Here is a 22,249-nt window from a genome sequence, read left to right on the forward strand (position 1 = left end):
TAAGCGTAAAGACCTAATGTCTAAGTCTCTTATTTTATATATGAGCGAGGGGATTTAATTACTAAACAAGAGCTTTCACGTATTTGCAAGATAGAACCTCGTATCATCCCTGACAATATAGTGCCAGAGGTATGAGCGCTCACTCATAAAGACCAAGTAGCTAGAGCAGTATTTATTTACCCCCCCCCCAATAACTTAATCCCAAAGCCTTTCGAATTGCATGGGAAACTGTGGTAATACTGAATGGGTGAAAAAAAACTCAATGATTTTAAGGCAAGTTATGCCCTTTTTCTAAACACTGATACCGATATTCATTTATATACGGACGTGTAGGAATTCGTAACATTTGGTACAACATTGGTAATAATTTATTTTATAGCTCCCAGTAGTCGATTTGTTATACTATACTTTATTCAAGGCTTTCAGTTCAAATAGGGTGTCATTACCTGGATGCAGTTCAGGTTGTATAGGCTCCTTACAATGTTAAGATAAGCAAATAAAAAACTCTTTCACAGCAACCACAATTGACATCAAAGCATCAGATCTGAACCGTCTGAACTCACTAATGTGCTCGAAAATAAATTGAGGAAAGTAGTTATTTCAAATATTGCTAAACTATCATTAGATGAAGGTGTGATCATGTTGTTATCGGATGATTAGACTGACAGAAGCATATTGTTAACACTGCATTCACAAGGAGGGTAAGATAAATACTAACATGAGTTAGCCTTGACTTTAAGACAAACAAAGTTCGATGCTTTTGTAGCAAAAATTTTTGTCAAATGACTATATGCAGATAATCAGTATCTGGTCGCACGAAATCCATATGCCTCGTCGAAACTTTATTCAAATGCTATATATGCATTATCAGAGGAAATGCAGGCTTGGGGGAACTAGTGTAAGTGATTATGTACTGGGTCGAACATTTTGGAGGCTGATGCTATTGAAGAGATGTTGAAAATCTTGTAAGCTTAAATTTAAAGTAGCCCCGAACTATCTTCAAAGAAAAATTTAAGAAAGTATGAAGCAATGGGGATACTGACCTAACCATTTATACTGTTCGTCCATCATCCTAGAGGCACTTAATGGGATCAAAGTGCTATGTAAAAATATACAATCCACTTCCCTAACTCGTTTAATAGCTTTTTATCAAGCTAATTAAGATAAGGCAGTAAATAGGTTTATACTTTAGATGAGTGTGTCTTAAATACCGTATACAAATGTTTAAAAAATGCCCAGATGCTCAAAATTAAAACTATATAATATATTCAGTGTATATGCAATATGGGATGATCTTTGGGCAAGAAAGTTTAATGGGTATTGAATTAGGATTACTCTTGCCTGTGTGTATATTTGTGTCTATTATTTATAGTATAAATTTGATAAATTCAATCTTTTTAATAACAACAAATACCAGATCGCTATTCATAATTCCGGAAATTTTGCGCCAAGATGGATTGCATATTGTGAAGCAAATAATATTTCTTATAAGCTGGTCAACTGTTTCGACAATAATATTGTAAAACAATTGGAAGGATGCAAAGCATTAATGTGGCATCATCATCACAATAGTTACAAAGATGTTATCGCTGCAAAGAGAATTCTATCTGCTCTTCAGCATGCAGGGATAAAAGTATTTCCGGATTTTAATACGGGGTGGCATTTTGATGATAAAGTAGCGCAAAAGTACTTGCTGGAAGCAATCGGTGCGCCCCTTGTGCCAAGTTATGTATTTTATGATAAAAAAGAAGCTATCGAATGGGCTAATAAAACAACCTATCCAAAAGTATTTAAGTTAAAAGGAGGGGCTGGTTCTGCCAACGTGAAATTGGTGAGAACAAAATCGGAATGTATCAAGCTCATCAATAAAGCCTTTGGCAAAGGCTTTAAACAATTTGATGGAATGGCATATTTTTTAGACAGCATTAAGAAATACAAATCTGGTACTAAATCATTAAAACAAGTAGTAAAATCTTTTGGAAGAATGCTCATCTCAACAGATTATGCTAAAAATATGCCTCCGGAAAGAGGCTATGCCTACTTTCAAGAGTTTGTACCTAATAATGACGGTGATTATAGAATTATAGTTATTGGACAAAAGTATGCATATGGAATGAAACGTTTAAATAGAAAGAATGACTTCCGTGCTTCAGGTAGTTCAAGTTTTCTATATGAGAAGCTACCTGATAGTATGTTAGAAGTTGCTTTTGATGTTGCTAAAACATTAAAATTACAGTCTGCTGCGTTTGATTTTATTAGAGATGAAGATAATAAACCATTGATTATTGAAATGAGTTATGCTTTTGGAACTACTGGGTCAAGTAAATGTAAAGGATATTGGACAGATGACTTACAATTTCATCCCGGATCATTCAATCCCTACGGATGGATGGTTCAAAATCTTTACGACTCTATTATTGAATAGAAACACCATTAATAGTTATTTCGCGTACTTAAGTTTTCCCTGAACTTCATCAACAGATACTAACCTTACTAAGTAAAGTATCAGTTTGTGGGAGCACTGTACAAATTTTAAAGTTTACTCCGTGTGACAGTTGTCTTTTTACTATAGATCTTACGAATTGATCTATGTATCCTAGAGAGAGTTTAAACTCAGCTTTTGCATTAGAATAAGTACATCTCGCTGTTGGAAATACTATATCATATTTACAAAAATCTAGAGAGGGGGGAAAGCTGGAGGATATAGTATTACTAGAGGCCGTATATGCAAAAACCTTACAATAAGCTGTGTGTAATTTTTATGGAAGTTACCAATTGCAGGATCTAAATGAACATACATTACGTGTGAATGTATTTCATAATATAGCAATTCTATTGAGTTTATATGTAAATAAAAACCGCCTCTAAATTAGAGACGGTTTTTATTATTAATAATGATTCCTTATTCTATTCGGGTGATTTTAATGGTATTGGTCGGTAATTTCAAACGCACCGGGGTACTTCCTGTACTTACTGCTATATCACCGTTTTTTAGGTAACCTTTTTTCTTAAGTATCGCGATTTGATCAGAGAAAATGGTATCCAGATCTCTGTTTTCATCGTCATATAAGAAGGCACGTATACCCCATCCTAAACTCATCTGATTAATCAGACCCTCATGTTTGGTAAATACATATAAAGGTACTTTGGGGCGGTAGCTGCTCAGCATAAAGCCAGTGTAGCCGCTCTGTGTCATACCTATCAATGCATTAGCCGATACATCCTTGGCTAGATTACATGCATTGTAACAAATGGCGTCACTGGTAAGAGTAGGAGAATGGGGTTGTGGTTGTAGTACTTCATCTAAGTCGTAATTGTACTCAGCGCGCTCAATTTCCAGTATGATTTTGCGCATGGTTTCTACTACCAGTGTAGGATGTTTACCGGTGGCGGTTTCGCCGCTCAGCATCACCGCATCTGCGCCTTCCAGTACGGCATTGGCAACATCAGTAATCTCACTACGGTTCGGTTTGGTACGGTCGATCATGCTTTCCATCATTTGAGTAGCCACAATTACTGGCTTAGCACGATGGATACATTTTTTAATAATTGTTTTTTGAATCAGCGGAACTTTTTCTACAGGAAGTTCCACCCCAAGATCCCCACGGGCAATCATCACACCATCGGAAGCATTGATGATGTCGCGGATGTTAGGAATTGCCTCCGGCATTTCGATTTTTGCAATGATCTTGGTTTTGCAATTATTTTTATTGAGGATCTTTCTCAGTTTTTTGATGTCGTCTACTCGACGAACAAATGAAAGCGCAACCCAGCAAAGTTGTTCTTTCATAATGAATTTCAGATCCTCCAAGTCTTTCTTCGTAAGCGCGGGTAATGATATCTGTGTATCCGGCAGGTTGACACCCTTTTTGGAGGAAATATAGCCTCCCAGTACTACTTCTACCTCCACATCATTATTCGGCAGAATTTTGGTGACGATTACTTCCAGTTTGCCATCGTCGATCATTATTTTGTTTCCAACTTTTACATCCTTATGGAAGTTAGGGTAGTGGATGTAGAGCTTTTTGTTATTGCCGATGATTTTTTGATTGGTAAATAAGAATTTGTCGCCGGGCTTTACAGACATGCCGCCACCTTCGATCTCACCTACTCTTAGTTTAGGACCTTGTAAGTCTCCTAAAATAGCTACGTGCGTTTTCTCTTTTCTGTTGATTTCTCTGATGTACTCAATAATCTGTTTCTTTTCCTCATGTGTGCCATGAGAAAAATTCAAACGGAACACATTCACGCCTGCACGTACCAGGTCACGCAGTTTTTCGTAAGTGTTGCAGGCCGGTCCTACGGTTGCAACAATCTTGGTTCTACAAAAAGTATCATCTGCGTTTCCCGAGGTAGTTTTCTTTGCTGCTGTTTTTTTTGCCATGATTAGTTTATATGTTTAAAATGGGCTGTAATTGCCGAATATCTTTATTAAAGATAAGTTCTAATAGAGTCTTTCAGCACTTCTTTCGTGTTAAAAAGCTTAAGAGCTGCATCTTGCAGCTCTTAAGCAATAGGATGGATTATTCCCAACCTAAAATTGTTGAGAATACGAATTCTTCAGGATTCTTCACGTATTGTTTTGCAGCTTCGATATCATCTTTGGTGAGATATTGAAGATTGTCTTCCAGAACCATCTTGGTTTTGGGGTCTTCAATATTTACCAGTCGGGTTTTTACCTTACCGTTTTCGCCAGTTACATCTTTCAGGAATAACGGAGCAATTTCACCTTTATTGTTTACGGTAACCACACAGCCTGTAAGACCTTGGTCAAACAGCTTCTTTACCCCGGTACCTAGTTGAGTACAGTATTGTAAGTCAAATGCCGCTGGAGGTAAGCATCTTAATTCATAACCTAGCTCTACCGGACGGCATTTGATGTCCAGACCCAACTCTTTCAGCTTATTTTGTAACAATACATTATAGATATGAGCCTTACTTACGTTACCCAGTTCGGGGTGTCCGTGTGCGTCGTAAGTAAATTGGATGCCGCTTGATTTGATCACATCATCACTCATGAAGTGGAAAATGCCTTCACTTACGATTGCGGCACCATAGTTAATGCCCAATATTTTTCTTTTCAGAATCGCAGAAATAATCAGCCTGATGATGTTGTCGAAGTTTAGTTCTGCCTTATTGAACATTTCAGGCATTACAATCATAGGCAGATGGCAGGATGCGCCAATGCTAAAAGCTAAGTGTCCTGCTTCACGTCCCATTGCAGAAATCACAAACCAGTTAGCAGATGTTTTTGCATCTTCATACACGGTTTTGGTGATTCTTACACCTTCTTCGGTAGCACTCTGATAACCAAAAGTGGGTTGACCATCAGGCAGTGGAAGGTCATTGTCGATAGTTTTGGGAACGTGGATATTTTGTATAGGGAAATTATTCTTTGTTAAGAAATTAGAAATTCTGTTAGCCGTAGAAGCGGTATCATCACCCCCAATGGTAACCAGCAGTTTTACATTGTTGTTAACGAAGAAATCGGTTTTGAATTCATCGTCTTTGGGTTTGTAGCGACTCATACGCAGCACGGAGCCTCCGCGAGTCAGAATAGTGTCGGCCAACTCAAAATCAATATCAACGGTGGATGCTTTACCTGTGAAAAGATTTTTGTAGCCATCGTGCAGGCCTATCACCTTGTATCCACTTTTCAGAAAAATCTTCGAAACAGAACTGATAACAGTGTTAATACCCGGAGCCGGACCGCCGGCAGCTAAAATTAAAATACTTTCTTGCATAATTTGGTAATTATTAAAAATAATAAGCTCCAAATATATTAAATTTTACTTTGTGTGAATAAAACACTATAAATGTTTTGTTTTTATGGGGATAATATGCAAAATATTTAATGGAGCATAAGCCGATATTTTCTGTACGTTTGGACAATTTTTAAACCTAAACACCATGAAACAAATATTAAGTTTTATATTGATTCTTACAGTTATGGAAGTATGTGCTCAAATTCAGTATCCGGTGACAAGAAAGGAGGCTGTGGTAGAGGATTATTTTGGAACTAAAGTAGAGGATCCGTACCGATGGCTAGAGGATGACAATGCGGAAGAAACTAAAAAATGGGTGATCGAACAAAATAAGGTAACCAACGCTTATCTGGCACAGATTCCGTTTCGGGATAAGATAAAAAGCCGTCTAGAACAGCTGTGGAACTATCCCAAATTCGGTGCTCCGTTTAAAAAAGGCGATTGGTATTATTATTTCAAGAACGATGGATTACAAAATCAATCGGTTTTGTACCGAACTAGGGATCTGAACGACGAACCCGAAGTATTTCTGGATCCTAATACGCTGAGTAAAGAAGGCATTGTTGCATTAAGCGGGCTATCTTTCAGTAAATCAGGTAAACTGGCTGCTTACGCCATTTCGAAAGCGGGAAGCGACTGGAGAGAAATCTTTGTAATGGATGTGGAGACCAAAAAACTGCTGAGCGATAAAATAGAGTGGACCAAATTTAGTGGTGCTGCCTGGAAGGGAGATGAAGGTTTTTATTACAGTGCTTACGACAGGCCCGATGAAAGCTCTAAACTGAGCAAGGCCAATGAATATCAGAAGGTATATTATCATAAAATAGGTACACCACAATCAGAGGATGTACTGGTTTATGAAGATAAGGAGCATCCTAAGCGTTATTTCGGTTGTGGTCTTACCGAGGACCAGCGTTTTCTCATTTTGAGTATTTCCGAAGGTACCAGTGGTAGTGAAATCTGGTATCGCGATCTGAAAAATACTAATGATAAGGAGTTTAAATTATTGGTAAAAGGTTTTGATACCGAGTCGGATGTGGTGGATAGTCATGGTGATTATTTATTGCTAAAAACCAATTATCAGGCTCCCAATTATCGGGTGGTACTGGTAGATCCCCAAAATCCTGCCCGCGAAAACTGGAAAACTGTAATTCCCGAACAAAAAGAAGTACTGGAAAGTGTAGGTACCGGAGGTGGCAATTTGTTTGCCCGCTATCTAAAAGATGCCTCTAGTAAAGTGTTTCAATATGATTATAGTGGTAAGCTGATTCGCGAAATTGAGCTCCCGGGTATTGGTACTGCCGGCGGCTTCGGCGCCGAAAAGGATGATAAGGAGTTTTATTATAGTTTTTCATCTTTTGCCACGCCGCCTACCATATATAAATATGACATAGCCACCGGAAAATCTGAGCTATATAAAACCACAGAAATTAAAATCAATACCTCCGATATTATAACAGAGCAGGTGTTTTTTACCAGTAAGGATGGTACTAAAGTACCTATGTTTCTAACTTACAAAAAAGGAATTAAGAAAGACGGTTCCAATCCCGTATTGCTTTACGGTTACGGCGGGTTTAATATTCCTATGACTCCCAGCTTCAGTGTTAGTAATACATTTTTTGTGGAGCAGGGAGGTATATATGTAGTAGTGAATCTTCGTGGTGGTAGCGAATATGGTGAGGAGTGGCATAAGGCAGGTATGTTGCTCAATAAGCAAAATGTATTTGATGATTTTATTGCTGCAGCAGAGTATCTGATAGAAAATAAATACACTAATAGCCAGAAGATAGCCATACGCGGGGGTAGCAATGGTGGGTTATTAGTAGGTGCTGTGATGACCCAGCGCCCGGAGCTGTTCCAAGTAGCTATTCCTCAGGTTGGTGTACTGGATATGCTGCGCTTTCATAAATTTACTGTAGGCTGGGGTTGGGTAGTGGAATATGGTAGTGCCGACTCAGCTAAGCATTTTCCATATTTATATAAATACTCTCCTTATCATAATTTGAAAAAAGGAGTAGCTTATCCTGCTACATTAATTACTACGGCCGATCATGATGACCGCGTAGTACCCGCTCATTCTTTTAAATTTGCGGCTCGATTGCAAGAATATCATCAAGGTGCTAATCCGGTGCTTATTCGTATCGAAACGAATGCCGGGCATGGAGCCGGAAAGCCTACCAGCAAGATGATTGAAGAAGCTGCAGATATCTGGGCATTTACCATGTACAACTTGGGTATGCCTTTCAGAGAACAATAAGCTACTTGATGGAACAGTTTGTTAGCGGGTTATATTTTATTTATATTTAAACAGAGGTAAAAGGTTGCGAGGGCAACTTGATACTGGTTTTAACCCCTTGGATCGGATACTAAACCTTTTCCCTCTATTTTTGTAAATAGTTAAATATATTTTTTATATGGCTGATGAGAATATCGAAAAAGTGCATTGTCTGATTATAGGTTCCGGGCCTGCAGGTTACACGGCCGCGATTTATGCTGCGCGTGCTAATCTGAAACCTGTTTTGTATCAGGGATTACAGCCGGGAGGACAATTAACCATTACTACTGAAGTTGAGAATTATCCCGGATATCCTGAGGGAGTTCAGGGGCCTGAAATGATGATTGATTTTGAAAAGCAGGCCAAGCGGATGGGAGCGGACATTCGCTATGGTATCGCTACCAAAGTGGACTTTTCAGGTCATCCGCATAAAGTATGGATTGATGATGAAAAGTTGATTGAAGCGGATGCTGTAATTATTTGTACCGGCGCTTCAGCTAAATGGCTGGGATTACCTGGCGAACAGCGCCTCAACGGATTTGGCGTAAGTGCTTGCGCGGTATGCGACGGTTTTTTCTTCAGAGGTAAAGAAGTCGCCATTGTAGGAGCCGGCGATACGGCCGCTGAAGAAGCATTATACTTATCGAAGATTTGTAGCACGGTGCATATGCTTGTGCGTCGCGATGAAATGCGCGCCAGTAAAGTGATGCAAGAACGGGTACGTAATACACCCAATATTAAGATTTACTTTAACACCGAAACCGAAGATGTATTGGGTGAGGATAAAGTAACAGGTGTGCGTGTAAGAAATAACAAAAGCGGTGAGATAACCGAAATTCCGGTAAGCGCATTTTTCGTTGCAATTGGACATCAGCCCAATTCTGAGATCTTTAAGGATTATCTGGAAATGGACGAAACCGGTTATATCAAAACAATTCCCGGTACTACCAAAACCAATGTGGAAGGCGTATTTGCCGCAGGTGATGTGCAGGACAAAATTTATCGTCAGGCCATTACTGCAGCGGGTAGCGGTTGTATGGCTGCATTGGACGCAGAAAGATACTTGGGTGAAAAAGGATTATAACTTCAGTAATGCTTATAACCTTACATCTGGAAAAGCTGAAGTTCTTCGCCTATCACGGGTTATATGAAGAAGAAAGAAAGTTGGGGAATGAGTTCGAATTGAATATTTCGGTCTCATTCTTCTCAACACACCCGGTTATTAGGGATATAGATCAGACCATTAATTATGCGGCTATATATGAACTTGTCAAAATTGAAATGACACATCCTTGTGCGCTGTTGGAAACATTTTTAACTGAACTAGCCGAGAAAATTAAAAATCAATTTCCGCAAGTAGCCAAGCTGAAGATGAGTCTATACAAGCTGCATATGCCACTGGCTAATTTTCAGGGCAGGGTGGGGGTAGAAATTGAAAAGGAGTATTAATCACTATCGGTCCCCACATTATTTCAAATCCTCATTACTAAAAGCAAAGGGTAGTAAGTTTTTTGCGCTTTCAATAATATATACAGGACCTTCTATACCGGCCAGTAGTAAGCGTATGGGATGTTTTACCCTGTTTTCATATTCCAATAATGACTGACGGCATAATCCGCACGGTGATATAGGTGTATTGCTTACGCCATCTGCAGGTTTATAGGTAATGGCCATCGTATGAATTATTGCATTGGGATATAAACTCCCTACGGTAGACAGTAATGTTCTTTCGGCGCAAATACCCACAGGAAAGGATGCGTTTTCTTGATTTGTTCCCTTTACAATTTGTCCGTTAGCCAGCCTAGCAGCACTGGCTACATGAAATCGAGAGTACGGCGCATAAGCCGTTCCGATAAATTCCTCAGCCTGCTGCAGTAATGCTGCATCCTCCACACTTAATTCACCTCTATCTTCAACAATGGTGTAAGCGAACTGATAAATTTTTTCCTTCATTGTGTGCGTATTCTATAATTAAAGATACTAATGTTGACTACACAGCGATTAAAAAAATTATATTTGTAGTCATTCAATTCTTAAAAAGGGAAAGTACATGATTAAAAAATTATTTGTTTTATCAACTGCAGTATTGCTGTCCATCGCCGCTCTGGCATCGGATGCAAAAGATTTGATTGGAAGATGGGATATTACCGTAGACAAAGGCGGAAAACAGGTGCCTTCATGGCTGGAAGTAAAGTTATCAGGTATTAAAACCCTGGTGGGATATTTCGTGGGTGAAAGTGGTAGTGTTCGTCCGATTTCGGAAGTAAAATTTGAAAACGGAAAATTCTCTTTTGCCATACCTCCACAATGGGAAACGGAGCCCAATAATTTGGTGGTAGAAGGAACATTATCTGCGAATGGTATCGAGGGTACCATGGTATACCCTAATGGTAAAAAATATAACTGGAAGGGTGTAAGAGCCCCTTATCTGAAAAGAGATAAAGCGCCGCAGTGGGGTGCGCCTATCCAATTATTTAATGGTAAAGACCTTAGCGGATGGAAAGCCGTTGGCGGCAAAAACGGATGGGAGGTGAAAGATGGAATTCTGGTTAATGTTAAGCCCGGAGCGAATCTTATTTCCGAGCAAAAGTTTGAAGACTTTAAATTACATATCGAGTTTCGATACCCCAAAGGTAGCAACAGTGGTGTATATCTGCGCGGCCGTTATGAAGTGCAGATAATGGATAGTGATAAATCGGAACATCCATCAAGTGTATTATTTAGTGGTATTTACGGTTTCTTAACTCCGAGCGAAATCAACTCCAAAGGCCCTGGCGAATGGCAAACTTATGATATCACCTTGGTAGGCAGAATGGTTACTGTGGTAGCAAATGGTAAAACAGTTATCTCTAATCAGGAAATTCCGGGGATTACAGGAGGGGCTTTAGATAGTAATGAAGGTGCGCCCGGACCTATCTATCTACAAGGCGACCATGGTCCTGTCGAATTCAGAAGTATCGTAATTACACCTGCGAAATAAAAAAATTGGGTTATCGTTTTGCTGCTTTGCCAAAATGTGTTATATTTGCACCGCGAGGTAGAGCAGCGGTAGCTCGTCGGGCTCATAACCCGAAGGTCCCAGGTTCGATCCCTGGCTTCGCAACTAAAGTATTAAGGCCGTTCGCTTTAAAGTGAGCGGCTTTTTTTGTTGAAGGTTTCTTTTTTGATTTTATATAGTTTGATTTTAGTCAAAAATCAGCCATAATAAAAGATTCAAAAACAACCATAGCAGAGCGTCTTGAAGGCAGGTTTTGTAAACATATTCGGGAAGCCCAATGCCGGGAAAAGCACCCTATTAAATGCATTAATGGGTGAAAAGTTAGCTATTGTGTCTCCCAAAGTACAGACAACTCGGCATCGTATTAAAGCCATACTCACCGAGAAGGATTATCAGATTATTTTCAGTGATACGCCCGGAATAATCCAGCCTCAGTACAAGCTTCATGAAAAGATGATGCAGAGTGTAAAGAATGCTCTGGAAGATGCCGATGTAGCGATACTTTTAGTAGATGTAAATGATAACTGGGAAGAGAATGATACCCTGTTTTCAGGACTAAAACTTAAAGTGCCTGCTATTGTTGCTATCAATAAGGTCGATAAGGCCGATGCGGCCAAAGTGCAGGAGGCGATAAATTTTTTTGAACAGAAAGATTATGCTAAAAAAGTTATTGCTATCTCAGCTTGGAAAGGGGTTGCGTACGAAACCTTCTTTAAGCCTATCTTGGAATTTCTACCCGAGGGGGCTCCATTTTATGATGACAGCGAGAGTATCAGTGACCTCCCCGAAAAGTTTTTTGTCAGTGAGCTAATACGTGAAAAAATATATGAACTCACACAGGATGAAATTCCGTATCATACAACTGTGTTGATAAGAGAGTTTAAGGAAAAACTAACACTCACAAAAATCGTAGCAGATATTATTGTACAACGAGAATCACAGAAGATGATACTCATTGGCGAAAAGGGGAAGATGATTAAGCAGATTGGCACATTGGCGCGCGCAGATATCGAGGCTTTTTTAGATCGCAAGGTTTTTCTTGAACTTTTTGTGAAAGTGCGTCCGAAATGGAGAGATAATGATATGCAGCTGAAAGAATACGGATACGGCATATGACGTTAGGGAGAATAGGGGGCTAAGAATAGTGAGTTATACGATTTAAAATTTTAATGCGATGGGTTTTACAGTAGCAATAGTCGGCAGACCAAATGTAGGAAAGAGTACATTGTTTAATCGCCTGCTGGAACAACGTAAGGCGATTGTCGACGATGTAAGCGGCGTAACGCGCGACAGACAGTACGGCGTCAGCGACTGGAATGGCAAATCCTTCAATGTGATTGATACGGGAGGGTTTGTTCACGGTAGTGAAGACGTTTTTGAAAAAGAAATTGCCAAGCAGGTATTGATTGCTGTGGAAGAGGCCGATGCTATTTTGTTTCTGGTTGATGCTGCCACAGGTGTTACGCATCTGGATGAAGAAATGGCCGATGTGCTGCGCAAAAGTGTGAAGCCTGTCTTTCTTACCGTGAATAAAGTGGATAACCCTGAGCGCATGCTAGACGCTACAGAGTTTTATAGCCTAGGATTTGAAAGGGTATTTTTTATTGCTTCGATTAGTGGAAGTGGTACAGGTGAACTTTTGGATGCGCTTACAGAATTAATACCAGAAGATAAAAAAGAAGTAGAGGAAAAAGAGGCATTACCCAAGTTCGCTATCATTGGCCAACCTAACGTGGGGAAGTCCTCATTGTTAAATGCACTGGTGGGGCAGGAGCGGACTATAGTTAGTAATATAGCCGGTACTACCCGCGACTCCATTCATACTTATTACAATCTTTTTCAGAAAGAATTTATACTAATTGATACGGCAGGTATTCGCCGCAAATCTCGTGTACATGAGGATTTGGAGTTTTATTCTGTAATTCGGGCTATCAAAGCGGTTGATGAGGCCGATGTGTGTTTGCTGGTCATCGATGCCGAAAAAGGAGTGACTGCGCAGGATTTAAACATCTTCAGCCTTGCCGCACGTAAAGGGAAGGGGCTACTGCTGTTGGTAAACAAGTGGGACCTCATAGAAAAGGATACCAATACTGCCCGAGATTACGAACAGGAATTAAAAAAACGGTTGGCGCCTTTTAACGATGTACCGATAATTTTTATTTCGGCATTGAAAAAAACACGCATCTTTAAAGCGATGGAAACTGCGCTTGAGGTGTATGAAAACCGTAAACGCAAGGTGCCTACGGCTCAACTGAATGATATAATGCTAAAAGCAATTCAGGCACATCATGCGCCTGTAGTACGGGGACACTCCATCAAAATTAAGTTTGTTACACAACTGCCTACGGAAGTACCTTCATTTGCGTTCTTCTGTAATTTCCCTGACGATATCAAAGCGCCTTATAAAAACTATTTGGAAAATCAATTGCGTAAAAACTTTAACTTTAGGGGGGTGCCGGTGCGATTATTTTTTAGAAAAAAATAATTGATAAGTAAGGATTACCATTAGGTATTTATTGGGATTAACAATAAGTAGTATCCGGTAATGAAGTGCCCTCTTTTAATCCTTAAACAGGATAGAAGTAGGACATTTTCATGTGGTTGATTTAAAACTTTAAGCACATGAGAGGATTGTTTTTGTTTTTAGTTATTCTGAGTTTAATCGGTTGTAACAATAGCTCATCAAACCAAAATGTTGAAAAGACCAATAAGGTACAGTTGTCTCAAGAAGCTAAAAAGCATGAAAAAAAAGTAGATACCACCTTGGCCTCATTAGGCGATTCGCTAAAGGCAGACTGGAGGCATGTAAAGACTAAAATAAAGGAACATGCTCAAGAGCTGACAGAGACTGCTAATAAAGGGGTAAATAAAATAAAGCAAGAGGCAAAAAAGATAAAGAGTACAGCCAAAGCAGAGTCTGAAGGAGTAAAATAAGAATTAAAGCTATAGCTGAAGATTATTGTGAATACTGAGAGCAAACATAGGTTTGCTCTTTTTTTTATGTATGGTAGGTACAGTTGTGGAAAATATCGATAGTATAAAGTTTTTTAAGCCTGCATAAAAAACTACTTTTGGGGAAATATTAGCAATATGAATATGAGTTTGCAGGAAAAATTGAGAAAGGCTGCTATGGAAAAAATAGAAAAGCAAAAAGAGGAAGGACGTGCGTTTTTGGAAAAAAACAAAAACAAAGAGGGCGTGAAGGAACTGGAAGGCGGCATACAGTATGAAGTCATTAAAGAAGGAACTGGAATTCAGCCTGTATTATCAGATTCTATTACTGCGCATTACAAAGGTGCGTTGCTTAACGGAAAAGAGTTTGATAGTTCTTTTAAAAGGAATCAGCCGTTTACAGCTCGCTTAACACAGCTAATAAAAGGTTGGCAAATTGCCATTCCTTTAATGAAAGAGGGCAGCCATTGGAGGTTGTGGATTCCTTCCGATTTGGCTTACGGAGATAGAGGTGCCGGTCCTGATATTCCAGGGGGCGCCACATTAATGTTTGAAGTGGAGCTGTTAAAAGTAAACAGATAATAAGCCGCTATGAAATGGGAAGTCATAAAATCCGAACAGCTATTTAATGACCTATGGTTTAAAGTACGCAAGGATGTGTGCAGGACTCCCGAAGGGAAAATTGTAGACCCCTATTATGTTTATGAGTTTCCTACATGGGTGACCTGTTTCGCGCTTACAGAAGATAATAAGGTGATTATGGAGCAACAGTACCGTCATGCTATAGGCGAAGTGTGCTGGGAAATTCCCGGTGGTTGCGTGGATGAAGACGATGCCAGTCTGGAAGATGCTATAAAACGTGAATTGCTTGAAGAGACAGGATATGAATTTTCCCATTTCGAGTACTTGGGCAAGACTTGTGCGAATCCGTCCACGAATAATAACTGGATGCACATGTTTCTAGCTACCGGCGGTAGAAAGACAAGTGACCAACATTTAGATCCGAATGAAGAAATTCGGGTAGCGTTGATGGATTTGGAAACATTTAAGCAAATGTTCCGCAATAATGAATTTATACAGTCCATGCATGTAACTTGTATGTTGTATGCATTGATGAAGCTAGGTGAACTTGAAGTGTAATTGTAGCCGCATAAACCCGAAGTACTGCTAACTTATGCCTTATCGTAAGCATTTAAGCAAAGACCTTATCTTAAAAAAGCTTATTAAGCAACAGGGGGGCTATGTTTTAGAAAGAAAGAAAAACATTCATTTGCACCTGTGTGCCTCCATTATCAGTCAGCAACTAAGCACAAAAGTAGCTGCCGTAATCTATGCTCGTTTCATGCAGTTATTTAATAAGCGTAACCCGCGTCCTGAAGATATCTTATCCGTTACTGATGAGGCATTCAAAAGTGTGGGGTTGTCGAATTCGAAAGCATCTTATATCAAAAACGTTTGTCGATTCTTTATTGAGAATAAACTGACGGATGCCAAGCTTCATAAACTCAGCGATGAAGAGCTGGTAGAGCTATTAACGCAGATAAAAGGTGTAGGTAGATGGACCGTAGAAATGTTGCTGATGTTTACATTGGGTAGGGAAGATGTGTTTTCAGTTGGAGATTTAGGCTTGCAGAAAGCAATGATAGAGCTGTACAATATAGAGTATGCGAATAAGCAAGAGCTAGCATCGAAAATGGAAGCAATTGCAGAGCGATGGAGACCCTATCGTACTTATGCTTGCCGTTATCTGTGGAGGTATCGTGATGCACCTTTAGTTCCGATGTAATTTGTTATAAATAAAAAATGAGCCGCTGAACAGCGGCTCATTTAATTTTGCAAAGGGTACTTTTTATGGTTTTAAGGCCCACCACAATGGTGTGTGCACTTTATCTTCTCCTCCTAATGCTTGTAGAGCGCTTTCATAACCTACTTTATTGGCTGCAGGTAATGAACCCGGATATTTCAGTCGTTGAGGGAAGAACTCTACTTTGCTGGTCATGTAATTGCTTTCTGTTAAAGCAGGAACATCATCCAGTGGAATTTCAATAGCTGGGTTTTCGAAGAAAGGTAATCCCAGTCTACGTTTATCATTCCAAGCTTCCAAAGGAAGGTAAGGAAGCATAGATATAAACTTCTGTGTGATGATTTTTGTAAGATGGTCATTTCTTACTGTTCCATTTTTGTACAGGTTGTTTACGGGATATTTGATCTGTACGGTTCCGGCAGCGCCTGTGTATCCATCCACATAGTTCATAGTATAACTGTCGCCGGGCTCGGTAGTATGCTCCCAGTTTACAGAAGTGCCGGTTCTACTATAAGTGGTAGAAGCCAGATAGGCTGAGAGATGTTGTGATACTCCCCAGTATTCGAAGTTGGCTGCAATGCCAGCTTCGTAAGCTGCTTTAGCAGACATGGGTACTGTCCAGCCTCTTACTGCTGCTTCGGCAATCAGGAAGTAAGTTTCCCACGGAGCGAAGAATATTCTTCTGTTGGTTCCGTTTCTGAAACGCATAGCAAGGGTAGGAGTGGTACCGTTAAAGCCGATTACCTGATTTTTGGAGCCTACTCTTCCCCAGTTACCTGTGGTGATGGCATTCCAGGTATAGGCTGCATCAATTGTTTTGATGACATTTCCATTATCATCCAACAGGTTTCTACTGGTAGTGGTAGAAGTGTTATCCCAGGTAGGATAGTTACAGAAATCAGGGTTATTAAACCATCCAGGGATAATAAACGCTTTATAAGCACGAGGATCGATAATGTTGGGTAAGCCATCAAGCCAATATCCTACGGTAGGGTCATTGGTTTTAGTAGTATAGTGATTAGCAAATTTTAACCCAATATAATCTGCTGGTTTAATCTTGGCTACTGCGGCAGCCGGAAGCCCTTGATTTGCCGAAGGTATACCTCCCAAACCTGTGAAGATATTATTTAGTGAAGCGGTCAGCATTTGAAGATTCCATTGTCTGGTCATCACACCTGTAAGATCATCCCAGCCATTGTTTTCTATTACGCTGAACATATCTTCAGCATTTAAGATCACCTTGCTACCGCTTACGGCATCTTCAAATTCAGCTTTGGCCTTCGCTGCATCTACTTCCGAGAGACGCATAGCTAATCTCATACGGAGGGAGTTGGCAAATTTTTGCCATTGTTCCCAGTTGTATTTATAGTTCCATGCGATTTTTTCATTATTGAGCGATGAAGGACTTTCTACGGAAAGATTTATTTGCGCAGCAGCTTCCTTGAGTTCAGCCAAGGCAAAGTAGTATACATCTTTTACAGGGCTGTAGGTGGGATTTGTCCCTTCAAACCCATTCAATGGAGCTGGTCCAAAATTGTCCGAAAACTCTGTTATCAAGTAGGCTCTCCATATTCGGGCAACTTGAATAAGGTTAGATGTATACAATTTAGCGGTGCCATTGGAGATTTGAGATTCTCCTACTTTAACAGCTCTATTAATTTTATTTTGCCAGTCTGCAGATTTATTAAAATAGGCTGTAGTCCACCCATCATTCACATATCCGTCTTCCAATGTTCCTCCTTCATAACCCTGACGGCCACCTGATTTCCAGTAAAGGATAAAAGAGCGTTCTGCGACATCCGGATCCATCTGTGCTCCTACAATAGAACTATTAATTAAGTATTCTACTTGTACCTGATCCTCGTTAGCTGCGAGAGGATTGGTATTGATCGCATCAAACTTTTTACATGATGCAGCTGCCACCATCAGCAAAGCAGCAATGATCAGCTTGTTTGATTGTTTATGTTTCATGATTCGTTTTTTAAAGATTAGAAGTTCAGAGATAAGTTGATGAAAAATGTTCTGGATGTAGGAGGAGCCATATTTTCAAATCCTACTGCATTAGTGCCTAGAGCGAAGACAGATTCTGGATCTACTCCATTCATGTGGCTCTTGATCATCCATACATTATTACATGATACTCCTATCTGAGCTCCCTGCATGCCAATTTTGTTTGCCCATGTATTAGGAAGTCTGTAATTAAGCTGAACATTTCTTAGACGAATGTTGGTGGCATCATATACGTTTCTTTCATGAATGCCTAGGTTGCCACCACCAAGAGAGCCCCAGTATTGCTGAGGATTGGCGGCAATTGTATTTTTTTCGTAACCTACAACCACTCCATCTACTACTACTTCAGTTACGCCATCTACGATAAACGGAGCTCTTTCGCCATTTACCACTGTAGCAGCAGCGGTACCGGCTGTTTGCATAAAGTAGTTGGTAGCAGAGAATATTTCACCTCCGAAACGGCCATCAATTAAGAATGAAAAAGAGAAGTTTTTATAGTGGAACTGGTTGCTCCAGCCCAACAGCATATCGGCTTGTTGATTACCCAGCTTAGCATCTGTTTCACCTACTTGAGGTAAACCGTTGTCAGATCTTACAATCAGCTGTCCGTAATAGGGGCTATTAGGATCGGTGACACGTTTGAAACGGCTTCCGTAAATATCCCCATAGTAGCTACCGGTAATGGCCATGATTTTTAAAGCATCATATCCCCCGATCTGATATCTTGAGACGCCCAAATGATCAGCAAGGTCTACAATCTTGGTTCTGTTTCTGGAGAAGTTCAATGTAGAGCTCCAGTTTAATCCAGAACTGCTTTGTAAAATCTGTCCGTTGATGACCAGCTCTATACCCTGATTTTGAATGTTACCCGCATTAATCATTCTAAAGGAGTATCCGCTCATTGGGTCGAGAGGTAGGCGTATCAGCTGATTAGTAGCATTCGATTTATAATAAGTAAAGTCGATACCTAAGCGATTTTTAAGAAAGCGTAGCTCGGTACCCAGCTCTACGTTTTTGATTAACTCATTTTTTACGCTATCACTAAAATAGATACTATTGGTTCCTGCATTCGTTACTCCGTTAGGGTCTTTGCTAATAGTATAGGTGTTGAATAATTGGTAAGGGAACATGTCGTTACCTACAGAAGAGTAAGAAGCACGCAGTTTACCATAGCTGAACCAGCTGGGTAAATCTTTGTTTCTGCTAATCAGATCACTGAAAACGAACGATGCACTTACTGATGGATAGAAGAATGAACGGTTGAATTCGCTCAAAGCAGAAGACCAGTCATTTCTGAATGTCGCGTCGATGAACAGGACCCCATCGTAACTCAGTTGTCCGGAGCCAAATACAGAGTTGATCTTTTTGTGAGTGTACTGCTGAGTAATGCTCGGATTGCCCATTGCGTTGGTGATAGCAAACAGGTTGGGTACTTCTAGTGGTGACGCAGTGGCACTTAGACCGCTGGTTTTTTGATCCATGAGATTTCCACCAATCATTAACTGTCCGCCAATTTTTTCAAACAAATTGTCTTTTTTGGCAGTAAACATGGCCGAATAGTTGGTTTCCTGGAACACATCTTTTCCCATGCGGTATTGACCATTGGTTACCAGCGGACTTCCTGCATAAGTTTTTGCTTCAGTATTGGTTGTATACATGTCAGTACCCACGCGAATCTCACCCATTAACCAATCAGTGAATTCATATTTAATATTTCCATTCAGCAAAAAGCGATCTCTTATATCTTCGTTGAGATTGTATTTTTCAGCCCAGTAGGGGTTTACACCATTACCTGAGCCATACCACCGCATATTGCCTGCTTCGTTTAATGGATTTCTAAAGTCAGTGATGTTAAGAGAGCGGGGAAATAAATTCAACAATCTAAATACGTTGTTGTCATTTACTCCACTCATGGGTCTGTTTTTAGCCTGAGTATTATTGTATTGCAATTTTGCATCAATAGTAAACTTTTCGGCCTCTCCCAATTTGGCTGTAGTACGCGCCATGATATTATTTCTGATAAGCTTGGCCCCAGGAATCATGCTGGTATTATCTACGCGATTGTAAGAAGAGTAGAATGAAATTTTACCCAGCATTTGTTGGAAAGAGATATTCTGGTTAGAAATAATACCAGTTTTTAGAAAGTTATGAATGTTGTCATATGCTCTCATTGGTGAGGTAGTGCTATCCCAGTTCTTTACTGGCTGACCTTCAATCTTCGGTCCCCAGCTTGAGGAAGAAGCAGGGTCGAAGATGCCATTACTACCCTGACCGAACGCGCTTTGCATGTCGGGAATCATAAAAGGATTTTCGAAGCCCACAGAAGAATTGATGCTGATACCTAATCCTTTTTGTGCGCGACCGGTTTTAGTAGTAATCAAAATCACCCCATTACCTGCACGTGTACCGTATAGCGCAGCCGCAGAAGGGCCTTTTAATACTGATATATTGGCAATATCTTCTGCATTTAGATCCGACAAACCGTTACCCATATCTAATGAAGGATTCCAGTAGTCGGAATTGCTTTGTCCTACAAAGTTGTTCATTGGAACGCCATCCACCACAATGAGGGGTTGGTTATCGTTGGTTAGCGATGTAAAGCCTCTGAGGAGTATTTTAGAAGAACCGGCAGGACCGTTGGAAGAACGCATGATCTGCAAACCGGCAACCTGTCCTGTTAAGGCATTGGTAATATTGGTTTCTTTCATGCCGGCCAGCGTTTCTCCTTTGACTTCTTGTACGGCATAACCTAGAGATTTAGCTTGACGTTTAATTCCCAGAGCTGTAACTACCACTTCTTCTTCGGCTTTTATAGCTCCTGCTTTTAGCACAACAGTTACAGATGTTGTCCCTTCTATATTTACTTGTGTTGTTTCAAAGCCTACAGCCGACACTTCCAGAACGTTACTTGTAGCATTGATGCTGAAGTTTCCTTCATCATCGGTAGCTGTTGCAACATTAGTACCTTTTACTGCCACTGTAGCGCCCGCTACGGCTTTCCCTTGCTCGTCGATAACTGTACCCGTTATCGTTCTTTGCTGTCCGTAGCTGAGTAGCGAAGTGCAGCACAGCAGCAAAGCAAGCAGCATTCTTTGCATTCTTGTTTTCATATTTGCCATTTTAATTTTTAATAAATAAAGGCGTCTCAGTCCTTCTACGCCGTGAATGAATATATCTTTCCCTGCAGCAGGCTTAGTAATTAAGCTTTCACAGGGTACGGGATATTTTATCGAAATTATCTACTACTAGTGCCGCAGCACCAATGATCTCAGCATTATATGTCAGTGATGAGATTTGAATATCGATGTGTTCTGCAAGCTTGGGAATACAATGTTCGTTAATAGCTTGCAGAATGGGGGCAATCCACACTTTACCGGCTCTGGAACCTACGCCACTAATTACAATAAGCTCTGGATTCAGCAAGTGAATCAATATAGCCACCCCTCTGCCTATGTTGTAAGCCGATGCCGATAGCTGTTCGATGGCAAACTTGTCGCCCTTTTGTGCGGCTTCGATGATTTTTTTAGCAGCTTCTTCTGTGGTTTCCTTACGAAGTGAAGATAGAAGTGTGTTATTACTAGCGTTTTTTAGCTTTTTAATAGCTTTTTCTACTACTATCTGTAGGGAGGTTTCTGTTTCGAGGCATCCATATTTGCCGCAGCTACACCGCTTGTTGTTATCAAACAAAGGGATATGACTGAACTCTCCAGCAAAGCCATCGTGCCCTCTAAATAGCTTTCCATTTGCGATAATCCCTAATCCTATTCCCCAGCCAATATTTAATACCATTACGTTTTGCCTATCTCTTGCAGCGCCCCATTTTAGCTCTGCTAAAGCAATAAGACTAGAGTCGTTGTCAATGAATGTTGGAATATGTAGCGCATTCTCCACATTGCTGATAATAGAACCTTCTTTGCAAGGGAGAAATGTGTGGTTTAAACCTCTTACCGGATCTACAAATCCAGGCATGCCGATGCCAATGCCAATAATCTTTGATGGAGCCACTCCGGCTTCATTGATGAAGCACTGAAGATGTGTAATAAGTGTGTTGAGTGCGTCTGGATGATTGGCTAGCGGCAAGTCGTACTTTTCAACCTTACCCACTATGGTATTGTCCGACGATATTAGAGCTATGCGGGTAACCAATTGGTCCATTGCAACAGCCACAATGTAAAACACGTTTTTTTTAATGCTGTACATCAAAGGTCTTCTACCGCCAGTCGATTCGGCGTAGCCACTTTCCACTACCAGTTTATGCTGAATGAGTTCGTTGAGGTATTGTGTGGTTAAGGGAATGCTTTTGTGTATGCGACTGCTTAAATCGGCACATGATAATACCTTATTGAAGAATAGCTGCTTCAATATTTCATTGTATAATCGTTGTTTCTTGGGAATTGCGCCGGCAATCATCAAAATAACTTTAGCAATATTTTAAAAACTTAGTA

Annotated in this window: 17 protein-coding genes and 1 tRNA gene; 12 read left to right on the forward strand and 6 right to left on the reverse strand. The window is 40.2% G+C overall.

What is annotated here, in order from left to right:
• Nucleotides 1–1,528: 1,528 nt before the first annotated feature.
• Nucleotides 1,529–2,425, forward strand: a complete 897-nt coding sequence (locus tag V2H41_RS03895; RefSeq protein ID WP_330973817.1) for an ATP-grasp domain-containing protein — start codon at nt 1,529–1,531, stop codon at nt 2,423–2,425.
• Nucleotides 2,426–2,902: 477 nt separating this feature from the next.
• On the opposite strand, the gene pyk is transcribed toward V2H41_RS03895, so the two are convergent.
• Nucleotides 2,903–4,384: a pyruvate kinase gene (gene pyk, locus V2H41_RS03900; RefSeq protein ID WP_330973818.1), complete on the reverse strand. Its 1,482-nt coding sequence runs from the start codon at nt 4,382–4,384 to the stop codon at nt 2,903–2,905.
• A 139-nt stretch (nt 4,385–4,523) separates the two neighbouring features.
• Nucleotides 4,524–5,744, reverse strand: a complete 1,221-nt coding sequence (locus V2H41_RS03905; protein WP_330973819.1) for a 6-phosphofructokinase — start codon at nt 5,742–5,744, stop codon at nt 4,524–4,526.
• A gap of 166 nt (nt 5,745–5,910) precedes the next feature.
• Between V2H41_RS03905 and V2H41_RS03910 the strand changes: the two genes are divergently transcribed.
• From V2H41_RS03910 to folB, 3 genes are all read left to right on the forward strand, one after another.
• Nucleotides 5,911–8,022, forward strand: a complete 2,112-nt coding sequence (locus V2H41_RS03910) for a prolyl oligopeptidase family serine peptidase (RefSeq protein ID WP_330973820.1) — start codon at nt 5,911–5,913, stop codon at nt 8,020–8,022.
• Nucleotides 8,023–8,179: 157 nt separating this feature from the next.
• Nucleotides 8,180–9,124: a thioredoxin-disulfide reductase gene (trxB, locus tag V2H41_RS03915; protein ID WP_330973821.1), complete on the forward strand. Its 945-nt coding sequence runs from the start codon at nt 8,180–8,182 to the stop codon at nt 9,122–9,124.
• A gap of 8 nt (nt 9,125–9,132) precedes the next feature.
• Entirely contained in the window at nt 9,133–9,489 is a 357-nt protein-coding gene (gene folB / locus V2H41_RS03920) for a dihydroneopterin aldolase (RefSeq protein WP_330973822.1), read from the forward strand.
• A gap of 18 nt (nt 9,490–9,507) precedes the next feature.
• Here folB and V2H41_RS03925 read toward each other — a convergent pair whose 3' ends face one another.
• Complete coding sequence (locus V2H41_RS03925; protein ID WP_330973823.1) at nt 9,508–9,993, reverse strand: cytidine deaminase; 486 nt, start codon at nt 9,991–9,993, stop codon at nt 9,508–9,510.
• A gap of 97 nt (nt 9,994–10,090) precedes the next feature.
• On the opposite strand from V2H41_RS03925, the gene V2H41_RS03930 reads away from it, so the two are divergent.
• The 8 genes from V2H41_RS03930 (at nt 10,091) to V2H41_RS03965 (ending at nt 15,776) form a co-directional block, all read left to right on the forward strand.
• Nucleotides 10,091–11,020, forward strand: coding sequence for a 3-keto-disaccharide hydrolase (locus tag V2H41_RS03930; RefSeq protein ID WP_330973824.1), 930 nt, complete (start codon nt 10,091–10,093; stop codon nt 11,018–11,020).
• A gap of 51 nt (nt 11,021–11,071) precedes the next feature.
• Nucleotides 11,072–11,143 (forward strand) — tRNA-Met (locus V2H41_RS03935).
• A 135-nt stretch (nt 11,144–11,278) separates the two neighbouring features.
• Nucleotides 11,279–12,154, forward strand: a complete 876-nt coding sequence (era, locus tag V2H41_RS03940; protein WP_330973825.1) for a GTPase Era — start codon at nt 11,279–11,281, stop codon at nt 12,152–12,154.
• A 58-nt stretch (nt 12,155–12,212) separates the two neighbouring features.
• Nucleotides 12,213–13,523, forward strand: coding sequence for a ribosome biogenesis GTPase Der (gene der / locus V2H41_RS03945; RefSeq protein WP_330973826.1), 1,311 nt, complete (start codon nt 12,213–12,215; stop codon nt 13,521–13,523).
• 137 nt (nt 13,524–13,660) lie between these two features.
• Complete coding sequence (locus V2H41_RS03950) at nt 13,661–13,972, forward strand: hypothetical protein (RefSeq protein WP_330973827.1); 312 nt, start codon at nt 13,661–13,663, stop codon at nt 13,970–13,972.
• Between the two features lie 156 nt (nt 13,973–14,128).
• Nucleotides 14,129–14,572 (forward strand): BamJ family beta-barrel-assembly machinery protein, encoded by a 444-nt coding sequence (locus V2H41_RS03955; protein WP_330973828.1) that lies wholly within the window; start codon nt 14,129–14,131, stop codon nt 14,570–14,572.
• 9 nt (nt 14,573–14,581) lie between these two features.
• On the forward strand, nt 14,582–15,130 hold the full coding sequence (locus V2H41_RS03960) for an NUDIX hydrolase (RefSeq protein ID WP_330973829.1): 549 nt from the start codon (nt 14,582–14,584) through the stop codon (nt 15,128–15,130).
• A gap of 34 nt (nt 15,131–15,164) precedes the next feature.
• Nucleotides 15,165–15,776 (forward strand): DNA-3-methyladenine glycosylase family protein, encoded by a 612-nt coding sequence (locus V2H41_RS03965; RefSeq protein WP_330973830.1) that lies wholly within the window; start codon nt 15,165–15,167, stop codon nt 15,774–15,776.
• Nucleotides 15,777–15,839: 63 nt separating this feature from the next.
• Here the strand turns inward: V2H41_RS03965 and V2H41_RS03970 are convergent, their stop codons facing one another.
• From V2H41_RS03970 to V2H41_RS03980, 3 genes are all read right to left on the reverse strand, one after another.
• Nucleotides 15,840–17,765 carry a SusD/RagB family nutrient-binding outer membrane lipoprotein gene (locus V2H41_RS03970; protein WP_330973831.1) on the reverse strand — a complete coding sequence of 642 codons (1,926 nt, stop codon included), beginning with the start codon at nt 17,763–17,765 and terminating at the stop codon, nt 15,840–15,842.
• Between the two features lie 17 nt (nt 17,766–17,782).
• Entirely contained in the window at nt 17,783–20,914 is a 3,132-nt protein-coding gene (locus tag V2H41_RS03975) for a SusC/RagA family TonB-linked outer membrane protein (protein WP_330973832.1), read from the reverse strand.
• A 97-nt stretch (nt 20,915–21,011) separates the two neighbouring features.
• Complete coding sequence (locus tag V2H41_RS03980; RefSeq protein WP_330973833.1) at nt 21,012–22,214, reverse strand: ROK family protein; 1,203 nt, start codon at nt 22,212–22,214, stop codon at nt 21,012–21,014.
• Nucleotides 22,215–22,249 lie beyond the last annotated feature (35 nt).

The organism is Niabella digestorum (assembly GCF_036409055.1).
Taxonomy (GTDB): Bacteria; Bacteroidota; Bacteroidia; order Chitinophagales; family Chitinophagaceae; genus Niabella; species Niabella composti.